Raw genomic sequence first — 25,484 nt, 5'->3', positions numbered from 1 at the left:
CTCTATCAAATCGTGTAGTCGTCCTTCCAGAAGTCGGGCAGGTCGTACTTCACGAATTCGCGGATGATATATTGCAGCGTCCGCGCGTCGATCTCATCCTTGCCGATACGAAAATCGACGCCATAGTCGGGAAACTCTTGGAAATAGCCATCCGAAATGTCCGTTGAAACAACGCCGATTGGTCCTGTGTAGCCGATGCCACGAAGCGCGGGCACCGTCTCGCGGAAATCGGCATTCGGCAGCAGTCGGTTGTCGAGTAGAATGAGATCGAACCGGCCGCCCTTGACCTTCTCCAGCGCGTCGCTGATGGACTGCGAATATTCGACGTCGACGGCAGGTTCGGAAAGGCTGCCAATCTTCTTCTTCAGCGACCTGAACTCGACGAATTCGTCATCCACGAACAGGACCTTGACGGCATCTCCCGGAACCGCTTCGGCGCTCATGCTGTTTTCCCCGGTCACGAAACCAAACCATTCCTGAGGGCAATCGCCACCATATGAACGCGGTTCACTGCATCAAGCTTCCTGGCGGCGGCGGTGATATGAGAATTGACGGTGTGCTCCGACAATCCGAGAATGATCGCGATCTCGGCTGAAGTCTTGCCCTCGCTGGTCCATTTGACGATTTCCGCCTCCCGTTGCGTCAGGCGCCCTGACATCTCCTGCGTCAAGATTTCCTCGTAAAGTTTGTCGAAAATACGCATGGCATCGAGCATAACGTCGGCAATTTCTCCCTGATCGGGCTCAGACCGTATGCCGCTGAGCACGAGGCAGTAGCGCCGCCCCTCCGGCGTGAAGAGAGGAATGAGCAGAAAGGTATTGCCATTGAATTCGTTGAATACGAGGTCGGCCCCGATCGATCCGCTCTTGCCGTAGACCGGCGTCGTCAGGAACTGCGCGGTCTTTGCTTTCAGCGCGCCCAGCGCCTCCTTGAGCATCCGGACGAAAAGCGGGACCCTGCGTTCGGCAATATTGGTGATGACGATTTCGCGCTCGCCGAAGGGCGCGTTCGCCTCGGAAATCCGAGCAAGCGCAAAGTTATCGAAGTGATAGTGCTGTGCCGCCGCCTTGAAGAGGCGGAAAAAGTCGGTGCGATTGATCGCCCGGCTGAGCTCGGGCCCTGTGTGAAATGGAACCGCCGCAGCGTTGGTCATTCCCGCAAAATCCTTATGTCGAACCTCCGGAAGTCATCTTCATCCCGAAATCTTGGGATATACGTCGTGCATGCGAGCAGTTAGAAGAATTCCGCGAGACAATTGATGAGGATAAAGGGATGGGGACCCCAATATCCTGAAAAGCGGAAACGACATCAATTCTCTCAACCGCAAGTGATACACAGGATAGTCGTAGTTCTTACCTAGGTATCGCAATTCCGTTGTTCACCATCCATGAAGAGCGGAAGAAGTGCCGGAGTAAGCGCGAGAGAGCTGATAGACCCACCCAGCTAAGGGGTTGGCTGAAATTCGTGGCGGCGAATGTGGGTCGGTCGGCTCTCTCAGTGCTCAATCACTCCTCTTCCCCATGGTTGTGTATTTTGAAATTCTGAAACGGCCTTGTCAATCGCAGTTTCCAGCAGCGCCAAAGGCCGGATCTGCGGCTTTGTCGCGCGGTCTTCCCTTCAGCGCGACGTTTGGGGACGCAGAATCGCCGCAAAGTCGAGGGGTTTTTGAAGATAGGAATCAGCACCCGCAACCAGAGCGCGCTGCCGATCTTCCTCGGCATCCGATCCGCTACAGACACAAAGCCGCATCGTTTTGAACCGGGCTTCCGCTCGAAGCCGCGCAATGAGCGCAAGGCCGCTATCGAGGGGCATATAGAGATCGGCGATGAGCATGTCTGGAAGCGCGGCGCGCTCGGCCGATCGGTGCTCCAAGGCGGCAAGACCCGCCTCCGCCGTTGCGAAACAGAAAAGATCAACAGCGATCCGCTCCTTCTTGCGGATATAGTCGAGGTAGAAAAGATCATCCCTGCTGTCATCGATATAAAATATGACTGGCATCGGTGCTCGCATCCGGCGGTCTCGGAACGCTCCTCGATTGTGCGTTTTCGCAACACTAGCCGCATTTTCCTCCAATCGATAGCAGCGGCGGACCGCCAACCGATGAATCGGTCGCGCAACCATGCGTTTTCCTATCGTGTCTTGCGGGTTTTCGGAAAAAATTGGCACGCGACTGGGGAGGTGTGACGACGTGTGGAATGCAGCAGCGGCAGGACTGCAGGACGATCCGCAGAAAAAGCGGAAGCGCTATCGCTCCGCCGTCACCGCTATCGGCTCTCTGCTTGCCCTTCTCGGCCTCAGCGCGCTGGCCGGCTGGCTCCTGCAGCTCGAAGTCATCATCGCGGTCGTCCCCGATTTTCCGTCGATGGCGTTCAACACGGCACTCTGCTTTGTTCTGTCTGGCGGCGCCCTTGCCACGTCCGTTACAGGCCGGCGGCTGGTATCCGTGCCTTCAACTGCACTTTCGGCGATCGTCGTTGTCATCGCGCTTGCCCGGCTGACAGAGATCACCATCTTCGGCCGCGCCGTTCATCACACCGACCGGCTGTTGACCGATATTCTTATATCGCCCGATTTTGCCGCTCAGATCGGCGGCGGCATGGGACCGAATGCGGCCGTGATTTTCCTGATGGGCAATCTGTCGCTGATCGCCGCTCAGAATTGGCGGGTCGCGCGAGCGCCGCTCGTCCAGGAATTGGTGAGCTATGTGGTCATCACGCTCGGCATGATCGCCCTTACCAGCTACATCACGAATGCCGAACAAGGCTATCGCTGGGGGCCTTATGCAACGATGGCTTTGCCAACCGCGATCGGCATGGTGCTCTTCGGCGGCGGATTGCTCGCAAGTGCCTGGTGGCGGCAGCCCGAAAGCCGTGGCCGAATACCGCTCTGGGTTCCCGCACTCGTGTGCTTCACGGGGCTTACCGCAGACCTCTATACGCCGCTTGGTGTGGCGAATGGCATTCTTTACGTGCCACTGGTGCTGACCGCTCTCTGGTTCAGAAACCGGAAGGCGTCGCTTCTCTTCGCCCTCGTGTGCACCATCCTCGTCCTGCTCGGCTTCTTCGCCGTGCGCCACGACAACGTAGGCTTCTGGCAGGAGGTTACGAACCGGGCGATCACCCTCGTCATGCTCTGGCTGATTGCTTTGCTCGTATTTTACTACGTGCGGAACAGGTTGAACCTCGAGACCGAACGCATCCGCTTCAGCGCCTTGGTGCGCAGCACGCCGGACGCGGTGCTCACGATCGACGAAAAGGGAACGATCTTAAGTTTCAATCCGGCGGCCGAGCAGATGTTCGGTTACACGCCGCAGGAAGTGATCGGCAGGAACATCAAGATGTTGATGCCCGAACCGTATCATTCAGAGCACGACGGCTATCTGCGCCACTATGCCGAAACCGGCGAGCAGCGCGTCATCGGCACCACGCGCAAGGTTTCCGGACAGCGCAAGAATGGCGTCGCCTTTCCGCTCGATGTTTCCGTCAGCGAGGTAAAGAGCGGCGGAACGAAGGCCTTCGTCGGCATTGTGCGCGATATCAGCGACCGCGTGACCCAGGAGGAGCGGCTAAAGACGACGCTGGCGCAACTTGAGGATTATACCGCCGATCTCGAACGTAGCAATCACGACCTCGACGAGTTCGCCTATATTGCTTCGCATGATTTGAAGGAGCCGCTGCGTGGGCTCCACAACCACTCGCGCTTCCTGTTGGAGGACTACGAAGGCCTCCTCGACGAGGATGGCGTACGGCGCCTCAACCGCCTGGTGCGGCTCAGCCAGCGTATGGAGAAGCTGGTCAACGACCTGCTCTATTTTTCGCGGATCGGTCGGCAGCAGCTTGCGGTGAAGCGGACCGACATCAATCTTGTCATCAAGGATGTAATCGCCACCATGGAGCTGCTTCTGGAGGAGCGCCATGCCAAGGTTGTCATCGATGGCCAATTGCCGGAAGTGGTCTGTGATGCGCTGCGGCTCACGGAAGTCTTCCGGAACCTTATTACCAATGCGATCAAGTACAACGACAAGCCTCATCCGCTCGTCAGTATCGGCTATCTCGAACGCTTCGTCGCCAGGGACGGCACGACGGCGCGCAACGTCTTCTTCGTTAAAGATAACGGCAAAGGCATACCCAAGGAATTCCATGAGGATATTTTCCGCATTTTCAAACGCCTGGAAAAATCGCAGGATTCGGATGACGGAACGGGCGCCGGCTTGACCTTCGTCCGCAAGATCATCGCCCGCCACAACGGCGAGATATGGCTGGAATTGGAAGTTGGCGCAGGCACGACGTTCTATTTCACTTTGGGCAGGAAGCGCGAGGAGCAGAATGCAGCAGCGTGATACGCAACCGATCCTCATCGTTGAGGACAGCGAGGACGACTTCGAAGCGACGATGCGTGCTTTCAAGCGCACGAACCTGCGCAACCCGATCTACTGGGCGGCTTCGGGACAAGAGGCTCTCGATATGCTGGCGACCATCAGTCCGCGGCCGGGTCTGATCCTGCTCGATCTCAACATGCCGGGGCTCGACGGCCGCAAGACGCTGGAGGCGATCAAATCCAATACGCACTGGCACAAGATACCGGTCGTTATCCTGACGACCTCCGACGACGAGCGCGACATCGAGGGCTGCTATGCCCTCGGCGCCAATACCTATGTGCAAAAGCCCGTCGATCTGGACGGCCTTTTCGCAGCCATACAAAGGCTGAAGGAATATTGGTTCGAGATTGCCATACTGCCCCTGGAGGAGTGACGATTGGCAGAAGTCTGCTCGGTACTGATCATCGACGACAATATGGACGACCGCGACTTCTACCGTCGCATGCTGGGCCGTATAACGGGGACGACCTACACGCTGGCAGAGGCCGAGACCGGCGATCAGGGTCTCGCGATGATCGCCCGCAAACGGCCGAACTGCATCCTGCTCGACTACTCTCTGCCCGGCCGCAACGGCCTCGGAGTGCTTGCGCAAATCCTCGAACTCGATGCCTCCGCCAATGTCGTCATGCTGACAGGCCAGGGCAACGAGGCGGTTGCCGTCGAGGTGATGAAGAGCGGCGCACGCGATTACCTGACCAAGGATGCGCTTTCGCCAGAAGGGCTGCACCGCTGCATTCAGAACGCCATCATGCACGGCGCACTGGAGACCAAACTGGAGCAGAAACGCCAATCCCTTGAAATTTTCACCCGAGCAATGGCGCATGACCTCAAGGAACCGCTGAGGACAATCAAGTCGTTCAGCAAGATCCTGCACGGTTCGCCATCGCTGCTGCCTGAGGATCGCGAGCTTTTCGACTATGTGCTGAGCGCTGCCGATCACATGGAGGATCTGATCGTCAAGGTTTCGGGCTTCACCAAGCTCGAGGCCTCTGGCGAGCTGGAGCTGAAGCCTGTCTCGCTCGTCTCGGGTGCTCGATCAGGTGGAGGATAACCTCCATCGGCAGATCGAAAGCCGTCAAGCGGTGATCAGCCGGGCAGACCTGCCCGAAGTGATGGGCGACGCGACGCTGCTGATCCAGCTTCTGCAAAACCTCGTTTCGAATTCGATCCGCTACTGCGAAAACCGCACACCGGAAATTAGGATCGCTGCGACGGCAAATAGCGGCGTTTGCCGGCTTTCCGTCTGCGACAACGGCCCGGGCATCGATCCCGCCCATCGCGAGCTGATTTTCCAGCCGTTCAAACGGCTCGTCGGCCGCGGCATCGAGGGAACCGGCCTCGGTCTGGCCATCTGCCGCCGCATCGCGCAATTGCACGGCGGTGCGATCTGGTGCGAGGCACGCGACGGCGGTGCGATTTTCATCCTCGAAATACCCCTTGCACAGGCAGCCGTCGCGGCGCCCGCAACCATGCCTGCGGCCCAGAGCGTCCGGCATTCCGACCAGGCGACGGAGGGGACGGGCAGGCTTGCCGAGGTGCTGCTTGTCGAAGACAGCCCGGCCGACATACAACTTCTGAAACTGAAGCTCATGCGCCGCGAGAAAGTCAGCTTCAATCTCCATGTCGCAAACAACGGTCGTGAAGCGATGCTGCTGCTCGAGCAGCGTGCCGCAATAGCCGATCAGCCGCCGATGGACCTGATGCTGCTCGACATCAACATGCCGATCATGGACGGTTTCGAGGTCCTTAATGCGCTTGCGGCCGATGGGCGGCTCAGCGGGATTCCGGTCTGCATCCTCAGTACGTCAAGCGACGAAGGCGATATTCAAAAAGCGAAGGAGCTTGGCGCGCTCGCTTATATGGTGAAGCCGCCAAACCTGCAGCAACTGGAAGAGGCATTGGAGAAAGTTGATACGTTGGAATTGCAACCGCGCGGCGATTCGTTCGTTTTATGTGTAGAACAATCAAGGCAATCTTCCACGGCACTAGTATGACTTTCGCATCAGCTCTCGTTCTGGCATTGCTCGCCACTCCTTTCCAATCCGGACTGCTATCGATGGTTTCTGGAATACATCACGTCACGGCGATTACCCGCAAAGTGCAGGCGAACGTCGATTTCTACGCAGGCTTCCTGGGCTTGCGGCTCGTCAAGCAGACGGCCGGATTCGAGGACGCGACGCAGCTACATCTCTTCTATGGCGACGCTACGGGCACGGCCGGTTCGCTCGTCACCTTCCTCGCCTGGGAAGATGGTTCGCCCGGACGCGCTGGCTTCGGGCAAATCAGCGAGATCGCGCTTGCCATCGATCCAACGAGCATCGGCTATTGGCTGACGCGGGCAATGAGTTTCGGTCTGCGCATGGAGGGGCCAGGAGACGAGTTCGGCGAGACGGTGCTGCGCCTCAAGGATCCCGACAACATCATTCTGAAACTTGCCGGGAACAGGCAACTGAAGAGTGCCGCCCCCTGGCATGGCGGTCCGGTGCCGGTGGAGCACGCCGTGCAGCGCATCCGCGGCGCGACCATGCTGACGGAAGTGCCTGAGGAAAGCCGCAGCTTCCTCGAAAGTCACTTCGGCTATCGCTTCCAGGTGAGCAAGGGCGCGATCGATCGTCTCGTCTCGCAGTCGGGCGACGTCATCGATGTCCGCAATGCCCGCGGCTTCTGGTCCGGTGCACCGGGAACAGGCACGGTCGATCACGTGGCTTTCCGCGCCACCGACGATGCGCAGTTGTCGACGGTTCACGAAGCGCTCGAGAAGATGAATTCCTCGGCAACCAGCACGCATGACCGCAAATATTTCCGCTCTCTCTATGCCCGCGAGCCCGGTGGCACGCTCGCCGAGCTTGCAACGGACGAGCCCGGCATGACCGTCGACGAACCGGCCGAAACCCTCGGCTCCAAGCTCTTCCTGCCGTCAAAGGATGCGATCACCAATCTTGAGGACCTGAAGGTCGTCCTGCCGCAGTTTTCCATGCCCGGTGAACCTCGCGTGAACTATCGCGATCTGCCTTTCGTCCACCGTTTCTATACGCCACCGGATCCAGATGGCAGCGTGTTCGTGCTGCTTCACGGATCGGGCGGCAACGAGACGACGCTGATGCCGCTGCTGCATAAAGTGGCGCCGCGCGCTACACTGCTGGGCGTGCGCGGCCGCGCGACGGAAGAGGGTTTCCCGCGCTGGTACAAGCGCATAACGCCGTTCTCCTTCGATCAGGACGACATCAAGAACGAGGCGGAAGCCTTCGCCGCCTTTATCGACAGCGCCGTCAAATCCTACGGCCTCGACCCGAAGAAAATCGTCTATGTCGGCTATTCCAACGGCGCCAATCTGCTGAACTCGCTGCTCTACCTGCATCCGAGCCTGATACATCGCGCGGTGCTGCTCCGCTCCATGCCGGTTCTAACGGACTATCCGCATGCCGACCTTACGGGCACGGATCTTCTCGTCATCAGCGGCAAGACCGACGCTTATGGCCAATATGCGAACGAGCTTCGGACACGGCTGAAAGCCTCCGGCGCGACCGTCGATTCGGACGTCATCTTTGGCGGCCATGACCTCGGCGATGCCGATGTGCCGATCATCCAAAAGTGGCTTCTGCAGAAAGACCGCCAAGCTAGCGTCCCGCAATAGCACTCCAGAACGACTTCCGAAGTGTGATGATTTCTTGGAACGGACTTCCTCCAGCGAGTTTAGTCCAGATGTGTTTCGAGCTGGCATCTTTGTCGGTAGAGCTTTTTTGCTCAACTCTTGTCGGCATTTCTCAGTTCGCTGATCGCTGCATTTGCTTCAATGAAAACGGAACCATTCCATCCCTCTAAACTCAAATATTATTTGAACTCGCCCCAGATAAAATCACAATTTATTCACATAATAAAAACAACAAAACACAACTAAGTTTGCTGATAGCTATTCATTAAGTCATTAAATACAATAACTATAAATTATTATTACATGTTTCTTCATTGGATATTCTATCCATCGCCAAACAAAAGGTCTTCGTCAACAAATTACCTTATTTCTTCTATTTTTTCAGCATCTGTTCTATTTTGCTGCACTGCAAAAAAATCCTTGCCGATCCTCGATGTGCGGCCTATCTTCGCCCGGACATTGATCACAGAAGGGGAAACGTATGCCTCCTCGGCCTGTTGACATCAGCCTGATCATCTCTTCGAGAAATCGGGCCTATGGCCTATTGAACTGCCTGGATGCTATCGCCACCGCCGCGCGGCAGGCAAGCCATTTGCGCCTTGAACTTGTCTTCGTGGACAATGGGTCGAGCGACGACACCTCGGATATCTTCAGCAAATGGGCGGCCTCCGCGCCGATCGATACCAATCTCATCTACGAAACGCTACCCGGCCTTGCCAATGCTCGCAATACAGGGATCGCCGCCGCCACCGGCCGTATCCTTGCCTTTACGGACGACGATTGCGAAGTGTTCTCAGATTACTTCACGGCAATCGATGCGGTCTTCGCCGATGATACCGAGATCGTCATGCGCGGAGGACGCGTCGAGCTTGGCGATGCGCGCGATCTTCCCGTCACCATCAAGACCGAACGCGAGCCCGCCGTGTTGACCAGCGAGCTCCACGCGGGCGGCTTCATCCACGGCTGCAACATGGCCTTCCCGAAGGCGCTTTGCGAAACGATCGGCCTCTTCGATCCGCTCTTCGGCGCCGGCTCGCGGTTTCGCTCCGGCGAGGATACGGATTATATTCACCGCGCCTCCAACGCCGGCATCCGCGTCGAATACTTTCCCGATCTCGTCGTCAAGCATTTCCATGGCCGCCGCAAGATCGAGGACATCCACCACCTGCACGCGGGCTATGCCTTCGGCAACGGCGCGCTCTATGCGAAATACATGTTCGACCGGCGCTCCAACATGCGCGGCATGCTGCGCTGGGATATCCGCCAGGCATTGAAGGAACTGATCGGTGGCCGGAAAATGAGCGAGGAAATGGGGCTTACCTACCGCCGCCAGCTTCGCGACAATATTACCGGCATGCTCGCCTATTGGCGGAGCGCCAGACGCACCGCGACGCCAACGGCGATCCGCCGCTGATCCTCACGGACGGCAGTGCCACATTCGATTGGAATCTGAATGGCAGATAATGCAGTTGCGCATGCCGACCTGAAGAAGAAGACCGCGCTCTCCGTCCTCTGGTCGGTGATCCGCGTTGCGTGGAGCACCGTCGCAACCTTCGTCATCTTCGTCATCCTTGCCCGCATCCTTGGGCCTGCCGATTTCGGAACCTTCGCGCTCGCCAGCCTTTTCGTCGAGATCGGCCGTGTGCTTGCCTATGCAGGCCTCGGTGATGCGATTACCCGGCAGCTCGATCTCGACGAGGAACTTGCCGATACCTGCTTCTGGGCAACGGTCGCCTTCAGCGCCATCGTCGCGTTGCTCGTCTTCGTCTTCGCTCCCTCTTACGGCCAATTCGTCCGCGATCCTTCGGTGGCCGGTATCCTGCAGTGGCTCGCGCCGCTGCTGCCCCTTCCTCGCTTGCGGTTATCCACAATGCGCGGCTTGCGCGCGACTTCGGTCACAAGAGCCTTGCAGCGCAGAGCATCACTGCAAGCCTGCTTTCCGGCACCACGGCTGTCATCTGCGCCTATCTCGGCTGGGGGATCTGGGCGCTGGTGGCGCAGACTGCCGTCAATGCGGCCGTCACCGTCGTCCTCGGCTGGGTGTCTTACCCGTGGATGCCGCGCCTGCGCTTCAATCTCGAAAAATTCCGTTCGGTCTTCCTTTTCAGCGTTAGCCTCGTGGTGACGCAGCTCATGTGGATGCTGCTTGCCCGCGTGCAGGATATCTTCATTTCCCGCTGGTACGGCGCCGTCGAAGTCGGCCGCTATCGCATCGCCTGGCGGCTGATCGAACTGATCGGCCAGGCCGTGCTGGCGCCCATCGGCAGTGTTTCGCTGGTCACGCTGTCGCGCCTGCAGAACGATCGCACCGCCTTCCGCAACGCCTACAACAAGATCGTCGGTGCCGCGGCACTTGGCACGATCCCGTTGCTCTTCGGCTTCGGCGCGCTGTCGAACGACATGATCGCCCTGCTCTTCGGAGACAAATGGGGCAATGCCGGCGATATCGCCACCGTTCTGGTGCTGATGTCCGTGCCTTTCGTCACCAACTTCTTCGCATCCTCGGCGCTCTCGGCCGTTAACCGCGCGGAATCGATCCTCTCGGTCGCCGCGCTCCAGCTTGCGGTGACGCTGATCCTCACCTGGCTGCTGGTTCCCTACGGCATCTTCGCGGTGGCGGCAGGCTATGTGCTGCGGGCCTGGCTGACGATGCCTTACCAGCAATATGTGCTGAGCAGATATGCCGGGATCGATGCAGCCGGCACTTTCAAGGCGGTTGCCCTTCCCTTCTGCGGCGGCGCTGTCATGGCTCTCTGCGTCTGGTTCGCCCATCCCTATATCGCCGGGTATCTTCAAAGCCGCTGGCTGTCACTCGGCCTCAGCATCGGCCTTGGTGCCGTCATCTATCTGGCCTTTCTTCCGATCTTCGGCAGAAAGGCCATCCGTCCCTACATCGCACTCGGCAAGTCGCTGCTGCCGTTCGGCAAACGGGCTGAGGCCTAGCTTCGCCGCCTGGCCAGCAAACAGGAGCTTTTATGCAGGAAACCAACATTACGATCATCAACCGCCTCCAGGGTCTGATCGCAAACAACCTCTCCGATCTTGTCGATCCGGCGGAGCGCTTCGCGCTGCTCGATTTCCCTAACCACTACAATATCGGCGACAGCGCCATCTGGCTCGGGGAGCTCGCCTATTTCGACCGCCGCAAGACGCGGCCGGCCTATGTGACCGAGATTCCGACCTACGACGAGGAGCGGATGCTCGCGACAATTGGCAACGGCCGCATCTTCCTGCACGGCGGCGGCAATTTCGGCGACATATGGGCCGGCTATCGCCAGTTCCGCGAAGGCATGCTGACAAAATTCAAGGGCCGCCCGATCGTCCAGATGCCGCAGACGATCCATTTCAGGGAGCAGGCCAATATCGACAGCACGGCCCGCGCCATCGAGCAGCACGGCAACTTCACGCTCCTGGTGCGCGACAAGAAGAGCCTGGAATTCGCGCGCCGCTGGTTCCAGTGCGAAACGCGCCTTTGCCCGGACATGGCCTTCTGCATCGGCCCGGTCGCGCGCCCGGGCCCGCAGCACGAGTTGCTGCTCAACCTCCGCGAAGATCAGGAAGTCGGAACTCCGCAGGATCTCACCGCTGCCACGGGACGTCCCGGCACCGTCAAATCCGACTGGCCGGACGAGCCCGCCGATTTCCAGCGGCAAACCAAGCATACCGCGATCCTGAAGGGCCTGATGTCGGGGAAGATCGGCGGACGCGCCCGCATGACGGAGCTTGCCTATCGCGAGCGCGCACAGCAGCGTTTCGATCGCGGCGTGGCCTTGCTCGGCTCGGCGCGCCAGGTCATCACCGACCGCATGCACGGCCACATCATGTGCGTATTGATCGGCGCCGATCACTGCGTGCTGGACAACAGCTACGGCAAGACGAGCAGCTTCATCGAGGCCTGGGGCACTTGCAACACCGAAAAGGCAGCCCTTGCCGCAACCGTCGACGAGGCGCTCGCCATCCTCGACGCCCGCCGCGTGCGGCCTGCCGCAGTCGCCTGATCCCGTCAGCCTCGCCGGGCGATCATGATCCCGGCGAGCACGACTGCCCCGCCGATCGCCTGGATCGGGCCGATCGTTTCGTTGAGCAGTATCCAGGCGAGAATTGCCGCGACGACGGGCTGGAGCAGCAGCGTCAGCGAGGAGAAGGCGGCTGGCAGATAGGCGAGTGCATAAGTGATCGCCACTTGCCCGCCTGCATGGCTGACGAAGGAGAGGCCGAAAACCATCGCCCAGCCGTAGACCGTGGCTGGCCAGATCTGATCCTCGAAGGCGAAAGCCAGCGGAAATACGAAAACCGCCGCAGACGCCGTACTCCAGAGCATGATGCGGATGGTATCAAACCGGCTTCTGAGCCTGCCGATCGCAAGGATGTATCCGGCATAGAACAACGCCGCGACGATCGCGATGCCATCGCCCAGCAGGTCCCCGTTCCCAAAGGCCGAAGGCCCGCCCTTCAGGATGATGACGCCGGCCAATGCCAGTGCAAGGCCAAGAACGAAGAGCCGCGTCACCGCCGCTTGGAAGAACAGGAAGCCGATGACCGTGACGAAGACGGGCGCAAGATTGGCCAGCAGCGTCGCATTGGCAACCGATGTCATCGTGATCGAAAGATGCCATGCAGCAAGATCCATGGCGAGGATCGCACCTGGCAGGACCAGAAGCGCATAGTCCGAAAGCTTTTCCGGCTTTGACCCGGCATCCTTACCCTTCTTAATCAGCGAAAAGATGAAGAGCGGTATCAGGGCGAGCGCGACGCGCCAGAACGCCGTCGCCATCGGTCCGACTTCCGACAGCCGCACGAAGATCGGCGAGCCGCCGATCGCCGCCCCGCCAAGGATCAGTGCCGCGAGGGCAAGGCGATTGGAAGGTGCGGTTTCGACGGTTGCGGAAGCGGCCTGCGACATGATCTCGATGCTTTCTGCGCCGCGAGCAGTGAAAGCGGCGATCGGCAGCGAATTACCAGATGAGGGCCGCCGACGATAGCGCAGGAACGACAAAGGCAGGCAAAAGTATTCGACAGTCAGCGGCCTCAGCCGAAAATTTCGGTAGCGAATTGCGGATTGCCGCGGATCGTATTGCTTACGGTGCAGATTTCCTCCGCCGCATGCGCAATCTTCTGCCGCGTCCTCTCGTCGATGTCGCCCTTGATGGCGAAGACGATATTGAACATCTCAACGCGCGAGGGCCCTTCCGTCGCCTTCTCGCCGGTCACGTCAGCAGTCAATTCAGTGATCCTGTCGAGGACGCCCATCTGGCTTGCGGCGATGCGCGCGCTCAACACCAGGCAGGCCGACAGCGAGGAATAAAGCAAGTCCAGCGGATTGAAACCCGGCTGCGACGGGCTGGTGACGATGTCGAGCTCACCCTTCGTCGCCGAGGTGACATGCGCAAAGCCGGTGCGCCCGAGAACGGCGGTGGCGCCTGTGGGTCTTGGTCTTGCCTTGAGGTCGGCCATGCCGGGACACTCCGTTGATATACTTCTCAAGTAATGGGTTTGCCGGTCGCCCGCAATTCGTGCTTTACCGCAAATCCGCAGACGCGCAGATATGAATCCTGTATCAGGCGAGCCATGAAGAAAAAACAGATCTCGATCATCGGCGGCGGACCGGCAGGCTTGATGGCGGCCGAGGTACTCTCGGCAGCCGGGCACGCCGTCACCATCTACGAAGCGATGCCCACGGTGGCGCGCAAATTCCTGCTCGCCGGAAAGTCCGGCCTCAATATCACCCATTCGGAAGATTATGCGCGCTTCGTTGCCCGCTTCGGCAAAGCGTCCGACCGGCTGCGCCCCGCCTTGGACGGCTTCAGGCCCGACGATGTCCGGGCCTGGGCGGAAGGGCTTGGCACAGAGACCTTCACTGGCTCCTCCGGCCGCGTCTTCCCGAAAGTCATGAAGGCCTCGCCGCTGTTGCGCGCCTGGATCGCGCGTCTGGAAGCCCACGGCGTTTCGGTCCTGACACGCCACCGCTGGACCGGCTTCGAAGGCGGCGGCTACGCGTTCGAAACGCCGCAAGGCCATCGTGTCATCCACCCTGATGCCGCCTTGCTGGCACTTGGCGGCGCCAGTTGGCCGCGCCTCGGCTCGAATGCCGCCTGGGTACCGTGGCTCCACGAAAAGGGCGTGAGCATCGCGCCGTTCCGCCCCGCCAATTGTGGCTTCGACGTCGATTGGAGCGAGACCTTTCGCGGCCGTTTCGCGGGCGAGCCGCTCAAATCAGTCACCGCCACCTCGCCCGCCGGCACCTTCCCCGGCGAATTCGTCATCACCCGCCACGGCATCGAGGGCAGTCTTGTCTACGCCCATTCCGCAGCACTGCGAGACGCGCTCGAAACCGGCAAGCCCGCATCCCTGCTTGTCGACCTCGCACCCGGCCGAAGCGCTGAGCGCCTTTCAAAGGACCTCGCCCGCCAGGACAGGAAAGGCAGCTTCGCCAACCGCCTCCGCAAAGGCGCCGGCCTCGACGGCGTCAAAACCGGCCTGCTGCGCGAACTCGCAAAGGAAACCGACCTTCAGGACCCATCGAAGCTCGCAAGCCACGTCAAATCCCTGCCGATCCCTCTCACCCGCCCCCGCCCCATCACTGAGGCCATATCCTCCGCCGGTGGCATCGAATGGAGCGCGCTTGACGATGGCTACATGCTGAGTGCCATTCCCGGCCTTTTCGCCGCCGGAGAAATGCTCGACTGGGAAGCCCCGACCGGCGGGTATTTGCTGACGGCGTGCGTGGCGACGGGGAATGCTGCGGGGGTGGGGATCGGTAAGTGGCTGGGGTTTGGTGGTCGCCCTGCGATAGCCGCAATAAACCCTGTGCGGTAGGGCGGATGCCGCGCTGCGAGAGAGGTTCAACACAGAGAATGTCTACGCTCGATTGGCGATGAGGTCATCGACGACCGCGGGATCGGCAAGCGTGGACGTATCTCCGAGCGCGCCGAAATCGTCCTCGGCAATCTTGCGCAGGATACGGCGCATGATCTTGCCGGAACGGGTCTTCGGCAAGCCGGGCGCAAACTGGATCTTGTCCGGAGATGCGATCGGGCCGATTTCCGTGCGAACATGCTTCACCAACTGTTGGCGCAACTCATCGGATCCTTCGTTGCCGGCCATCAGCGTGACGTAGCAATAGATGCCCTGTCCCTTGATCGAATGCGGGTAGCCAACGACCGCGGCTTCCGAAACCAGATTATGCGAGACGAGCGCGGACTCCACCTCGGCCGTGCCGAGGCGGTGGCCGGAGACGTTGAGCACATCGTCGACACGACCGGTGATCCAGTAGTAGCCGTCTTCATCGCGGCGGCAGCCGTCGCCGGTAAAATACTTGCCCTTGTAGGTGGAAAAGTAGGTCTGGATGAAGCGCTCATGGTCGCCATAGACCGTGCGCATCTGCCCGGGCCAGCTGTCGGTAATGCACAGGTTGCCGTCGGCAGTGCCTTCCAGCACCTTGCCGTCATTGTCGACCAGCTGCGGTTTCACACCGAAGAACGGGACGGTCGCTGAACCCGGCTTCAGGTCGATCGCACCAGGCAACGGCGTGATCAGGATGCCGCCGGTCTCTGTTTGCCACCAGGTATCGACGATCGGGCAACGGCCATCGCCGACGACATTGTAGTACCACTCCCAGGCTTCCGGGTTGATCGGCTCGCCGACCGTCCCGAGCAGGCGCAAGGACGAGCGGGACGAGCGGGTGACAAAATCGTCGCCGGCGCCCATCAACGAACGGATCGCTGTCGGAGCGGTATAGAAGATGTTGACCTTGTGCTTGTCGATGATCTCCCAGAAGCGGCCCTGGTCGGGAAAGTTCGGCACGCCTTCGAACATCAGCGTCGTCGCGCAATTCGCAAGCGGACCGTAGACGATGTAGGAATGGCCGGTCACCCAGCCGACATCGGCCGTGCACCAATAGATATCGCCATGGTGATAGTCGAAGACGTATTCATGCGTCATCGACGCATAGACAAGATATCCGCCCGTCGTGTGCAAGACGCCCTTCGGCTTACCGGTGGAGCCGGAGGTATAGAGGATGAACAGTGGATCCTCCGCTTTCATCTTCACAGGCGGGCACTCGGCTTTCACCGTCGCCGCTTCCTGGTGGTACCAAAGGTCGCGGCCGGGAGCCCAGCCCGTCTTGCCGCCGGTCCGGCGCACGACGAGGACCTTGCCGACCGTCACATGCTGGCGGGCCGCGATGTGGATCGCGGTATCGGCATTGTCCTTCAGCGGCACCGGCTTGCCGCCGCGAACGCCCTCGTCGCAGGTGATGATGAACGTCGAACCACAGTCGACGATACGGCCGGCAAGCGCTTCCGGCGAGAACCCGCCGAAGACGACAGAATGCACGGCGCCGATGCGGGCACAGGCGAGCATGGCATAGGCCGCTTCGGGTATCATCGGCATATAGATGGTGACGCGCTCACCCTTCTTGACGCCATGCTTCTTCAACACGTTCGCCATGCGGCAGACATGCTCGTAGAGCTCGTTGTAGGTGATCTTCTTGTGGAGCGAGGGCCCGTCCCCCTCCCAGATTATCGCGACCTGGTTTCCGTGGTCCTTCAGGTGTCTATCGATGCAGTTATGTGAGGCGTTGGTTTCGCCGTCCTCGAACCACTTGATCGAGACATTGCCCTCAAAGGACGCGTCCTTGACTTTGGTGAAGGGCTTCGACCAGTCGATGCGCTTGCCATGTTCGGCCCAGAAGGCATCGGGATTTTCGACGCTCTCCTTATACCATTCGAGATAAGTCTCATTGTCGATAAGCGTTCGTGTCTTTACGGACTCCAGGACAGGGTAACGATGGGATGCCACGAAATACTCCTCGGATTGTCTGAGTTGGCTTCGCGCTGCAATCGCAGCGCTAGTCCATTACGCTTTGCTTAGGGTCTCACCGCGCGTTGGAATAGCGGTCAGCAACGCGAACCTCCGAGCAGATCGTGCTCGATACGCACGACGGGTTCTTCGATCGGCTCGCAGAGCGGGATGGCCGCCATGGATGCTTACCTCCCCAGGCAGGACAGATTGCGTTAGATCAGCCGAGTGTGTGGCTGGCGAGCGCGTAGGTTCTGGGCTCGCGTGGCGCATCACCTTGACGCACAGCGAGCCAACGTCGCCCGAGCGACATGGTTGTCAAGGTGTCGTAGACCGGAAGGCCGCAGCGGGACAGAAACTCGGAAAACCTCCCGTCTCTTTCGCGGGTGTCGAGCCGTAGGAAGGAGGCGGCATGTCGGGTGGCATGCGGATGAACCACAGCGATTGCATCCCCGTCTCTGGCGGCCACAACAGGCCCGACGACGTGGCCACGCCCGAACGGCCGACAAAGCGAAAAAGCCTCGATCTTGCCGCCGCGCATCAGTCCGATGCCATTGGAGCATGCCAGCAGTCGGGCCAGCAATATCCTGCGATCTGCACCGAAGGCAGCCTTGTCTAACTCGACGATGGCATCCAGATCCATAGGCTCCAACGCCCGCAGCACGCTGCCGATCGGTGGATCAAGTTCCGGCGGAGCGATCGCTTCGCCATTGCACTGGTAGACAGTCCCCTCTTGAGTGAAATTCAGGGATTGGTACAGACGCCGCGCGGCTCGCGTGGCATTGAGCCCAAGGTCACGCCCTTCAAGCCGATCCAGCACATGGCCCATCAGCCATTGCCCGGCACCGTTCGATTGCAGACGGGGAGAGGTAATCACCATGCCGATCGTGGCAAAACGCACATCATAGGGAAACCACATCGCAGAGCCCATTATGCGGCCGATTTCGTCCATCGCAACGATGCCCTTGCCGATTTCCCGCAGCAACTGCCAGTCTTCGGCGCGATGCGGCCATCCGACAGAAATCGATAGCGCATGCAGCCGATCAAGCTCTGTGGTGCTGAGATCGGCAATGCGCATATCGAAACTGTCGACAACTCTCGATTCCTTTGGAACCACGTGCGTTTCTCCTGAACACCGATCTTCACGCCGAGCGCGATCACGCATCGGCAGGGCGACTTAATGCTATGCCAAGGCAACCGACAGAAATTGCTTGTGAGGTTACTGGAAACACAACAATCGACCAAATCTTGCGCGATTTCGGCATGTAACGCCTGGGTTGATGTCTAAACTCAACACGAACGCATGATCGACGGCACCGATTTCGGCAAGCAGGGTATGCTTTGAGGGCAACAATGATGCAGGCAATGGAAATCCTTGAAACGCTCGTTAGCTTCCCCTCCGTTGTCGGCACGCCCAATGCCGGGATCCTAACCTGGATCCGCGACTATTTACAAAGCCACGGCGTCGACGTCACGATCCTTCCCGGCCCGGAGGGTGACCGGTCGAACCTCTTCGCCACCATCGGCCCGAGGGACGTGGCTGGCTACATCCTTTCGGGTCATATGGACGTGGTCCCGGCTGCCGAGAGCGGCTGGACGAGCGACCCCTTCCAGCTGCGCGCCGAAGCGGGCCGACTATATGGTCGCGGCGCAACCGACATGAAGGGTTTCCTTGCCGCTTGTCTTGCTGCCGCTCCGGGCCTCGCGCAGGCGCCGCTCCGGCGTCCGATCCACTTCGCTTTCTCCTACGACGAAGAGGCGGGCTGCCGAGGGGTACCGCATATGATCGCGCGCCTGCCTGAGCTCTGTAAAACCCCGCTCGGCGCCGTCATCGGCGAGCCGAGCGGCATGCGCGCGATCCGTGCGCACAAGGGCAAGGCTGCCGCCCGGCTGACGGTCAACGGTCGTTCCGGTCATTCATCTCGGCCGGACCAGGGGTTGAATGCCATTCACGGTATCGCCGGCGTGCTCGCCCAAGCCGCGAGGGAAGCCGACCGGCTGGCAGGAGGTCCGTTCGAGTACGTTTTCGAGCCGCCCTATTCCTCTCTCCAGATTGGCACGCTGAGGGGCGGACAGGCGGTCAACATCATTCCGGATTCGTGCGAAGCCGAGTTCGAGGCGCGCGCAATTTCCGGCGTTGATCCCGTCGTGCTGCTCGCACCCGTCCGTGCCGCCGCCGAAGCGCTGACTGAACACGGCTTCAAGGTTGAATGGCAGGAGCTCAGTGCCTATCCGGCGCTTTCGCTTGCCGCCGATGCGCCGCTTGCAACGCTATTTGCGGACCTGACCGGGTGCGAGCCGCTCGCCGCCGTCAGCTTTGGCACGGAAGCCGGGCTTTTCCAGCGGGCGGGCATCGATGCGATCATTTGCGGGCCTGGCGACATCGGTCGTGCCCACAAGCCGGACGAATTCATCTGCGCAGACGAACTCTTCGCCTGCCAGGCGGTGATCGAGGCGCTCGGCGCCCGCTGCAGCGCCTGACGATCACGAAGGAACCACGATGACCTTCCTCTTTAACTCCAACGCCAAGCGCGGCGCAATTTTCGCCGAAGCGTTTGCGCACGAACTGCCCGACATTCCCTTTTCACTGGACCCGGAGACAGTCGATCCGGACGCGGTGCGCTACCTGATCACCTGGACGGTGCCGGAAAATCTCGCGCGTTATCGCAATCTCGAGATACTCTTTTCCATCGGCGCCGGCGTCGACCAATTCCGCATCGATGCCGTCCCCGCGCATGTGAAGGTGGTCCGCATGGTCGAGGAGGGCATCGCCCGAATGATGCAGGAATACGTGGCGCTCGCCGTGCTCGCGCTGCATCGCAACCTACCAGCCTATTTCGAGCAACAGAGACGACAATTCTGGCAGGCGATTGCTCCGGTTCAGGCTCAAGAACGCCGTGTCGGCGTGCTTGGCCTCGGCATGCTCGGCACCGCAGTGCTCGAACGTCTGAGGCCGTTCGGTTTCCCGCTGTCCGGCTGGAGCCGCAGCCCGCGCGAAATCGACGGAATCAGGTGCCTGAGCGGCCGGGACGGCCTCGATACACTGCTGCGCTCCACCGACATTCTTGTCTGCCTGCTGCCGCTGACGGACGAAACGCGCGGCTTTCTCAGCACAGAGCTCTTTGCGCTGCTCCCGGCCGGTGCCACGCTTGTCCATGTCGGCCGCGGCCCGCAGCTCGACCATCAGGCACTGCTCGACGCCCTCGACAGTGGGCATCTCGCCGGCGCCGTGATCGACGTCACCGATCCGGAGCCGCTCCCCGCAGACCATCCCTTCTGGATCCATCCGAAAATCCTGCTGACGCCGCATATCGCCAGCGTCACCCAACCCGAAACCGCCGCTATGGCGGTGATCGAAAACATCAAGCGCTTCCAAGCCGGCCTCGACCCTATCGGGCTGGTCGATCGCCACCGCGGCTACTGAATTATCAACCCACAGGAAAGAAAATCCATGTCCCTGTTGAAGACTATCGAAAAGAACCCGACCTTTGCGCCGCGTGAGTCCGACCCTCTTCCCGAACGGCTGATCTCGGGCAATCCCTCCTTCAAGACCTGGGCGCAGGATGTCGCCCGCGGAGAGATGGTCCATACCGGTGTCTGGGAAGCGACCCCTGGTGGAGACTCGCTCGATCAAGGGCGAAACCTTCGAATTCTGCCACATCCTTTCAGGCGTCGTCGAGCTCACCCAGGAAGGCGGCGAGCCGGTCATTTATAAGACCGGCGACAGTTTCGTCATGAAGCCAGGCTTTGTCGGGGTCTGGAAGACGATCGAGACCGTGCGCAAGATTTATGTGACCGTCATGTGACGCCGATGCGGCGCGACCCGATCGTCTTCGAATCTTCCTCCTCAGCACGGATCGCGCCCGCCTCGGTCCGGCAACGGTCCACCGCTTCCTGGCGGCCGATTCCTACTGGGCGCGCGGCATGACACTGGACCAGTTGCAGCGAGCGCTGGAATATTCTCTGCCGATTGGCGTCTACGCCGAAGACGGCACCCTCGCCGCCTTCGGCCGCGTCGTCACCGACGATGCCGTCTTCGCCTAACTGCGCGATGTCTTCACACTGCCGGCCCACCGTGGCAGAGGGCTCCCTGCTGGCTCGCCAAGAGATCCGCAGCCATCCGGAGCTCGCCGGCGTCACCAGTCGCATGCTGGCGACCGGTGACGCGCACGCCGTCTACGAGAAGGCCGGTTACCGTCCGGCTCCGCATCCCGAATATTACATGACCGTTCTGAAGCCGGACGAGACAGAGCCGCGCGAGCCATAACCGCAGGTTATCGGATTCCTTTCATGTCTTTCGTGGTCTCAACGGCTGCCTCCGCGCATCTTCTCATTGATCACACAAGGAGATGCGCCATGCATCGGCGCCACCGCCGAAGATTCGACTGCGGCGTCGCGCAAAACGTAATATTCCGCCGTCCAGGCATCGCCAGTCGATGCATGCTGCTTTTGTTATCGCCCTATCCTCGCCTTTAAGCCACGCAGAGGACGCGCAATGACACTAAGCTTTGATCCGGACAAACTTCCCTTGCCGGTCGGACACTTTATCGGCGACCGGCTGGTAGCGGCCGAAGGCGTCATCGACATGCATCGCCCATCCGATGCCAAGGCCTATGGCGGCTGCCCGGTCGCTGACGAAAACCTGGTTGATCGCGCTGTCCAAACCGCCAAACAGACCTTGAAGGTGAGCAACTGGGGCGGCGTACGCCCGCGCGAGCGTACTGTCGCGCTACAGCGTTGGGCGGACCTCATCGAGAGCGAGGCCGAAACGCTTGCGAAACTCGAGGCGGTTTCCTCAACACGCCCCGTCGGCCAGCTTGTCTCCGGCGACATTGCCGTCACCGCAGAGCAGATCCGTTTCTTCGCCGAATTCGCCGATAAGGAGGGAAGCGATCTCGTGCCGACGGACGACAGCAATCTCGGCATGATCATGGCGGAACCTTACGGAGTGGTTGGTGCCATCACGCCCTGGAATTTTCCTGTTTCCATGGCTGGCTGGAAGCTTGGTCCGGCACTTGCGGCCGGCAATGCGGTGGTTCTAAAGCCGTCCGAAATGACGCCGTTTTCGACCATTTATCTCGCCGAACTGGCAATCCGGGCCGGCCTGCCGGCAGGTCTCATCAACATCGTCCTTGGCGACGGCCAGGTCACGGGCAATGCCATTACCGGCCATCCGGAGATCGCCAAGATTAGCTTCACCGGCTCGACCGCAGCCGGTTCTGCCATCATGGCCAATATCGCCCGCAAGGGCGTCAAGCCGATGACACTGGAACTTGGTGGAAAGAGCCCGCAACTGGTGTTCGCAGATGCCGATCTCGACAAGGCCGCCTTGGTAATTTCCCAAGGCATACTTTCCAATGCCGGCCAGGCCTGTGTCGCCGGCTCCCGGCTGATCGTCGAGGAATCCATTGCTGCACCTCTCGCCGAAGCGATCGTCACGCGTATGAAGATGGTGAAGGCGGCGCCGACCTGGGACGAGACGAGCCAATATTCGCCGATCATCTCCAAGCGCCAGTTGGACCGCATCCACAGCATTGTCGAGTCAGCTGTTTCGGCGGGGGGCGAATGCTTGTTGGGCGGCGCACCGATGGATGCGCCGGGCTACTTTTATCAGCCGACGTTGATCGCCGTTCGCGACGCGTTCTCACCAGCAGTCATCGAAGAAATCTTTGGACCCGTCCTCACCCTACAGACCTTTGCCGACGAGGAGGAGGCGTTGATGCTGGCCGATCACCCAACCTATGGACTTGCGGCCGGGCTCTTCACTCGCGATCTTTCCCGAGCGATCCGGCTCACCCGCCGCCTGCAGGCGGGCACTATCTGGGTTAACCGTTACAGTCGCTCACGCGACCATATCCTGCCGACCGGCGGCTACAAGCAGTCCGGCATCGGCAAGGATCTCGGCCGCGAAGCCTATCTTGCCAACCGCAAGAGCAAAAGCGTGCTCATCAGCCTGTAAGGACCTGCGATGAAAACCTACAAGATCGCCCTTCTGCCCGGAGACGGAATCGGCCGCGACGTGACGGAAGCAGCCTGGGCCGTGCTCGAAAAGACGGCTCGCCCGAACGGATTTTCTCTTGATGCAACCAGCTATCCCTGGTCCTGCGACTTCTATCTGGAGAACGGCAGCATGATGCCCGCCGACGGCATCGAAACGCTCAGATCATTCGATGCCATCCTGCTTGGCGCCGTCGGCTGGCCTCGTAAAGTGCCCGATTCCGTGTCTCTGCATGGGCTTCTTCTGCCGATCCGCAGGGCTTTCGTGCAATATGCCAATATCCGCCCGCACCGGCTGCTGCCGGGTGTGCAGGGGCCATTAAGGGCTGACGGATTTGACATCCTCTGCATTCGTGAAAATACCGAGGGCGAATACTCCGGCGCCGGTGGCCGCGTCCATCAGGGTACCGACAGTGAGGTGGCGGTCGAGACCTCGATTTTCACCCGCAAGGGGGTTGAGCGCATCCTGCGTTTCGGCTTTGAGCAAGCGCGTGCGCGACGCGGCAAGCTCGCCTCGGTGACGAAGTCCAACGCGCAGAAGTATTCGATGGTCTTCTGGGACGAGATCACCCAGAGGCTTTCCGCCGAATATCCCGATGTCGAGGTGACCAGCTACCATATCGACGCCATGGCCGCCCGCATGGTCATGGCGCCGGAAAGCCTCGACGTCGTGGTCGCCTCCAACCTGTTCGGCGATATCCTGACCGACCTTGGCGCCGCCATACAGGGCGGGCTCGGTTTCGCAGCCTCCGCCAATATCAATCCCGATCGCTCAGCGCCATCCATGTTCGAACCCGTCCACGGCTCCGCGCCCGATATCGCTGATCTCCGCATCGCCAATCCGATCGCCGCCATCTGGTCAGGCGCGATGATGCTGGAGCATCTCGGAGAAACGGCTGCCGCCGGAAAGGTGATGGCCGCAATCGGGACGACGACGGCACGCGGCATCGGCGCAGTTCCTGGCAAGGACAAGACGGACGCGATCACGGCATCGGTGCTTTCGGCACTCGACTAGAGAATTTCCAGCAAAAGTACGCAGCGGCTTTGCGATCGGAATTGTAGAAACGGAATGCTCTGATGAAAGAGGATGGAATGAACGGATTGAGAGATAGCAGCCTGCTTCGCCAAAAAGGGCTGATCGACGGTGAATGGCGCGGGGCGGCAGCCGGGTGCACGATCGAGGTGATCGACCCGGCGACGCAGCATGTGCTGGGCACGGTGCCCGACATGGATGGAGCCGATACGAGGGCGGCAATCTCCGCGGCGGAAAAGGCCTTTGGTCCGTGGCGCGCAAAGACCAATGCCGAGCGTGCCGCGTTGCTGGAGGCCTGGCACGATCTGATGCTCGAAAATATCGAGGATCTGGCGCTGATCCTCACCCGGGAGCAGGGCAAGCCGCTCACGGAGGCGCGCGGCGAAATCCGCTACGGCGCCTCGTTCATCAAATGGTTCTCCGAGGAGGCGCGCCGCATCGGCGGAACGACCATTCCCTCCCCGACGGCCGACCGGCGGATCGTCGTTCTGAAGGAGCCTGTCGGCGTGTCGGCGATCATCACGCCGTGGAATTTTCCCAATGCGATGATCACCCGCAAGGTGGGGCCGGCGCTCGCCGCAGGCTGCACGGTGGTCGTCAAGCCATCGGAGCTGACCCCCTACTCGGCACTGGCCCTCGGCGTCCTGGCTGAGCGCGCGGGCATCCCCAACGGCGTGATCAATATCGTCACAGGCATGCCAGCCGCCATCGGCGACGAACTGATGGCGAACCAGACCGTCCGCAAGATCTCTTTCACCGGCTCAACCCGCGTCGGCTCGCTGCTGATGCGCGGCGCAGCCGATAGCGTCAAGCGGCTCAGCCTCGAACTCGGCGGCAATGCGCCCTTCATCGTGTTTGACGATGCCGATCTCGATCTTGCCGTGGAAGGCGCAATCGCATCGAAATTCCGCAATGGCGGGCAGACCTGCGTCTGCGCCAACCGCCTTCTCGTCCAGTCGGGTGTCTACGAGGCCTTTGCCGCCAAACTTTGCGCGCGCGTATCGGCCATGAAGGTTGGGGCCGGCACGGATGCCGGCACGGATATCGGGCCGATGATCAACAAGGCGGCGATCGATAAGATCAATCGTCACGTGGACGATGCGGTAAAAAAGGGAGCAAAGATCCTCACCACCGCGGGCTCCATGCCGGCAGGCGATCAATATGCGGCACCTATGGTGCTTGGCGGTGCGACGACAGACATGCAGCTTGCCAGCGAAGAGACCTTCGGACCTGTTGCCCCGCTTTTCCGTTTCGACAGCGAGGAAGAGGCAATCGTCATTGCCAACGCCACGCCTTTCGGCCTTGCGGCCTATTTCTACACAGAGAGCCTGAAACGCTCCTGGCGTGTCGGCGAAGCACTCGAATTCGGCATGATCGGCCTGAATACAGGGGCCATTTCGACCGAGGTCGCTCCCTTCGGCGGCGTCAAACAGTCCGGCCTTGGCCGGGAGGGCGCGCAATGCGGCATCGAGGAATATCTCGAAATGAAAAGCTTTCACATCGGCGGGCTCGCCTGACCGACCGGTGAGAGCGAATGGAGACGGGCGCCGGTGAACTCAACCTGGCGCCCTGTCTCATTGGCGCAATTTGAGTTGGCTGTGGATTCAGCCGATTCGGTTGCTCCG

The 25,484-nt window shown here is 60.4% G+C and carries 20 protein-coding genes and 3 pseudogenes; 16 read left to right on the top strand and 7 right to left on the bottom strand.

The genetic code is table 11. The features are described 5' to 3' along the window. Nucleotides 1-5: 5 nt before the first annotated feature. From ACW4PC_RS17690 to ACW4PC_RS17680, 3 genes are all read right to left on the bottom strand, one after another. On the bottom strand, nt 6-443 hold the full coding sequence (locus tag ACW4PC_RS17690; RefSeq protein ID WP_455874630.1) for a response regulator: 438 nt from the start codon (nt 441-443) through the stop codon (nt 6-8). A 14-nt stretch (nt 444-457) separates the two neighbouring features. Further along, complete coding sequence (locus ACW4PC_RS17685; RefSeq protein ID WP_455874629.1) at nt 458-1,153, bottom strand: response regulator transcription factor; 696 nt, start codon at nt 1,151-1,153, stop codon at nt 458-460. A 464-nt stretch (nt 1,154-1,617) separates the two neighbouring features. Beyond that, a complete protein-coding gene (locus ACW4PC_RS17680; RefSeq protein ID WP_455874628.1) occupies nt 1,618-1,998 on the bottom strand; it encodes a response regulator in 381 nt (126 codons plus the stop codon). 190 nt (nt 1,999-2,188) lie between these two features. On the opposite strand from ACW4PC_RS17680, the gene ACW4PC_RS17675 reads away from it, so the two are divergent. The 8 genes and pseudogenes from ACW4PC_RS17675 to ACW4PC_RS17640 all read left to right on the top strand — a co-directional run bounded on the left by ACW4PC_RS17675 (nt 2,189) and on the right by ACW4PC_RS17640 (nt 12,028). Next, complete coding sequence (locus ACW4PC_RS17675; RefSeq protein ID WP_455874627.1) at nt 2,189-4,339, top strand: PAS domain S-box protein; 2,151 nt, start codon at nt 2,189-2,191, stop codon at nt 4,337-4,339. Then, nucleotides 4,326-4,751 (top strand): response regulator, encoded by a 426-nt coding sequence (locus ACW4PC_RS17670; protein ID WP_022718654.1) that lies wholly within the window; start codon nt 4,326-4,328, stop codon nt 4,749-4,751. The genes ACW4PC_RS17675 and ACW4PC_RS17670 overlap by 14 nt, the downstream gene beginning before the upstream one ends. Nucleotides 4,752-4,754: 3 nt before the next feature. Continuing rightward, nucleotides 4,755-6,372: pseudogene (locus tag ACW4PC_RS17665) on the top strand (response regulator). Then, a complete protein-coding gene (locus tag ACW4PC_RS17660) occupies nt 6,369-8,012 on the top strand; it encodes a VOC family protein (RefSeq protein ID WP_455874626.1) in 1,644 nt (547 codons plus the stop codon). The pseudogene ACW4PC_RS17665 and the gene ACW4PC_RS17660 overlap by 4 nt, the downstream one beginning before the upstream one ends. A 499-nt stretch (nt 8,013-8,511) precedes the next feature. Beyond that, the gene (locus tag ACW4PC_RS17655) at nt 8,512-9,444 is read left to right on the top strand and encodes a glycosyltransferase family 2 protein (protein ID WP_455874625.1); all 933 of its coding nucleotides are present in this window, start codon (nt 8,512-8,514) and stop codon (nt 9,442-9,444) included. Between the two features lie 39 nt (nt 9,445-9,483). Next, a pseudogene (locus ACW4PC_RS17650) lies at nt 9,484-9,816 on the top strand (oligosaccharide flippase family protein); the annotation flags it as partial. A 38-nt stretch (nt 9,817-9,854) separates the two neighbouring features. Then, nucleotides 9,855-10,973 (top strand): oligosaccharide flippase family protein, encoded by a 1,119-nt coding sequence (locus ACW4PC_RS17645; protein WP_455874624.1) that lies wholly within the window; start codon nt 9,855-9,857, stop codon nt 10,971-10,973. A gap of 32 nt (nt 10,974-11,005) precedes the next feature. Continuing rightward, a complete protein-coding gene (locus tag ACW4PC_RS17640; RefSeq protein WP_455874623.1) occupies nt 11,006-12,028 on the top strand; it encodes a polysaccharide pyruvyl transferase family protein in 1,023 nt (340 codons plus the stop codon). Between the two features lie 5 nt (nt 12,029-12,033). Here ACW4PC_RS17640 and ACW4PC_RS17635 read toward each other — a convergent pair whose 3' ends face one another. Together ACW4PC_RS17635 and ACW4PC_RS17630 are read right to left on the bottom strand one after the other, a co-directional pair. Continuing rightward, on the bottom strand, nt 12,034-12,933 hold the full coding sequence (locus ACW4PC_RS17635) for a DMT family transporter (RefSeq protein ID WP_455874622.1): 900 nt from the start codon (nt 12,931-12,933) through the stop codon (nt 12,034-12,036). A 125-nt stretch (nt 12,934-13,058) separates the two neighbouring features. Beyond that, a complete protein-coding gene (locus ACW4PC_RS17630; protein WP_455874621.1) occupies nt 13,059-13,484 on the bottom strand; it encodes an OsmC family protein in 426 nt (141 codons plus the stop codon). 114 nt (nt 13,485-13,598) lie between these two features. On the opposite strand from ACW4PC_RS17630, the gene ACW4PC_RS17625 reads away from it, so the two are divergent. Continuing rightward, a complete protein-coding gene (locus ACW4PC_RS17625) occupies nt 13,599-14,846 on the top strand; it encodes a TIGR03862 family flavoprotein (RefSeq protein WP_455874620.1) in 1,248 nt (415 codons plus the stop codon). A gap of 42 nt (nt 14,847-14,888) precedes the next feature. Here the strand turns inward: ACW4PC_RS17625 and acs are convergent, their stop codons facing one another. Continuing rightward, nucleotides 14,889-16,829 carry an acetate--CoA ligase gene (gene acs, locus ACW4PC_RS17620; protein WP_455874619.1) on the bottom strand — a complete coding sequence of 647 codons (1,941 nt, stop codon included), beginning with the start codon at nt 16,827-16,829 and terminating at the stop codon, nt 14,889-14,891. A gap of 220 nt (nt 16,830-17,049) precedes the next feature. Beyond that, nucleotides 17,050-17,994, bottom strand: a complete 945-nt coding sequence (locus tag ACW4PC_RS17615; RefSeq protein WP_455874618.1) for a GNAT family N-acetyltransferase — start codon at nt 17,992-17,994, stop codon at nt 17,050-17,052. Between the two features lie 191 nt (nt 17,995-18,185). Between ACW4PC_RS17615 and argE the strand changes: the two genes are divergently transcribed. The 7 genes and pseudogenes from argE to ACW4PC_RS17580 all read left to right on the top strand — a co-directional run bounded on the left by argE (nt 18,186) and on the right by ACW4PC_RS17580 (nt 25,376). Further along, nucleotides 18,186-19,310 carry an acetylornithine deacetylase gene (gene argE / locus ACW4PC_RS17610; protein ID WP_455875048.1) on the top strand — a complete coding sequence of 375 codons (1,125 nt, stop codon included), beginning with the start codon at nt 18,186-18,188 and terminating at the stop codon, nt 19,308-19,310. Between the two features lie 19 nt (nt 19,311-19,329). Beyond that, nucleotides 19,330-20,253: a 2-hydroxyacid dehydrogenase gene (locus tag ACW4PC_RS17605; RefSeq protein WP_455874617.1), complete on the top strand. Its 924-nt coding sequence runs from the start codon at nt 19,330-19,332 to the stop codon at nt 20,251-20,253. Between the two features lie 27 nt (nt 20,254-20,280). Next, nucleotides 20,281-20,635: pseudogene (locus ACW4PC_RS17600) on the top strand (cupin domain-containing protein). Between the two features lie 269 nt (nt 20,636-20,904). Further along, on the top strand, nt 20,905-21,096 hold the full coding sequence (locus ACW4PC_RS17595) for a hypothetical protein (RefSeq protein WP_455874616.1): 192 nt from the start codon (nt 20,905-20,907) through the stop codon (nt 21,094-21,096). Between the two features lie 228 nt (nt 21,097-21,324). After that, nucleotides 21,325-22,788 (top strand): aldehyde dehydrogenase family protein, encoded by a 1,464-nt coding sequence (locus tag ACW4PC_RS17590; protein WP_455874615.1) that lies wholly within the window; start codon nt 21,325-21,327, stop codon nt 22,786-22,788. 9 nt (nt 22,789-22,797) lie between these two features. Then, nucleotides 22,798-23,841, top strand: coding sequence for a tartrate dehydrogenase (locus ACW4PC_RS17585; RefSeq protein ID WP_455874614.1), 1,044 nt, complete (start codon nt 22,798-22,800; stop codon nt 23,839-23,841). 77 nt (nt 23,842-23,918) lie between these two features. Next, entirely contained in the window at nt 23,919-25,376 is a 1,458-nt protein-coding gene (locus ACW4PC_RS17580) for an NAD-dependent succinate-semialdehyde dehydrogenase (RefSeq protein WP_455875047.1), read from the top strand. Nucleotides 25,377-25,484: the final 108 nt, after the last annotated feature.

Source organism: Rhizobium yanglingense (assembly GCF_977109285.1).
Note: the sequence above shows the minus strand (reverse complement) of the source record. Positions and strands in the feature narration are given on the sequence as shown.

Excerpts from the sequence above, each read along its gene's own strand:
- ACW4PC_RS17670 (WP_022718654.1), top strand. The coding sequence starts at position 4,326 with ATGCAGCAGCGTGATACGCAACCGATCCTCATCGTTGAGGACAGCGAG.
- ACW4PC_RS17660 (WP_455874626.1), top strand. The coding sequence starts at position 6,369 with ATGACTTTCGCATCAGCTCTCGTTCTGGCATTGCTCGCCACTCCTTTC.
- ACW4PC_RS17655 (WP_455874625.1), top strand. The coding sequence starts at position 8,512 with ATGCCTCCTCGGCCTGTTGACATCAGCCTGATCATCTCTTCGAGAAAT.
- ACW4PC_RS17615 (WP_455874618.1), bottom strand. The coding sequence starts at position 17,994 with ATGCGTGATCGCGCTCGGCGTGAAGATCGGTGTTCAGGAGAAACGCAC.
- ACW4PC_RS17580 (WP_455875047.1), top strand. The coding sequence starts at position 23,919 with ATGAACGGATTGAGAGATAGCAGCCTGCTTCGCCAAAAAGGGCTGATC.
- ACW4PC_RS17690 (WP_455874630.1), bottom strand. The coding sequence starts at position 443 with ATGAGCGCCGAAGCGGTTCCGGGAGATGCCGTCAAGGTCCTGTTCGTG.
- ACW4PC_RS17585 (WP_455874614.1), top strand. The coding sequence starts at position 22,798 with ATGAAAACCTACAAGATCGCCCTTCTGCCCGGAGACGGAATCGGCCGC.
- ACW4PC_RS17680 (WP_455874628.1), bottom strand. The coding sequence starts at position 1,998 with ATGCCAGTCATATTTTATATCGATGACAGCAGGGATGATCTTTTCTAC.
- ACW4PC_RS17640 (WP_455874623.1), top strand. The coding sequence starts at position 11,006 with ATGCAGGAAACCAACATTACGATCATCAACCGCCTCCAGGGTCTGATC.
- ACW4PC_RS17590 (WP_455874615.1), top strand. The coding sequence starts at position 21,325 with ATGACACTAAGCTTTGATCCGGACAAACTTCCCTTGCCGGTCGGACAC.
- ACW4PC_RS17685 (WP_455874629.1), bottom strand. The coding sequence starts at position 1,153 with ATGACCAACGCTGCGGCGGTTCCATTTCACACAGGGCCCGAGCTCAGC.
- argE (WP_455875048.1), top strand. The coding sequence starts at position 18,186 with ATGCAGGCAATGGAAATCCTTGAAACGCTCGTTAGCTTCCCCTCCGTT.
- ACW4PC_RS17635 (WP_455874622.1), bottom strand. The coding sequence starts at position 12,933 with ATGTCGCAGGCCGCTTCCGCAACCGTCGAAACCGCACCTTCCAATCGC.
- ACW4PC_RS17625 (WP_455874620.1), top strand. The coding sequence starts at position 13,599 with ATGAAGAAAAAACAGATCTCGATCATCGGCGGCGGACCGGCAGGCTTG.
- ACW4PC_RS17605 (WP_455874617.1), top strand. The coding sequence starts at position 19,330 with ATGACCTTCCTCTTTAACTCCAACGCCAAGCGCGGCGCAATTTTCGCC.
- ACW4PC_RS17630 (WP_455874621.1), bottom strand. The coding sequence starts at position 13,484 with ATGGCCGACCTCAAGGCAAGACCAAGACCCACAGGCGCCACCGCCGTT.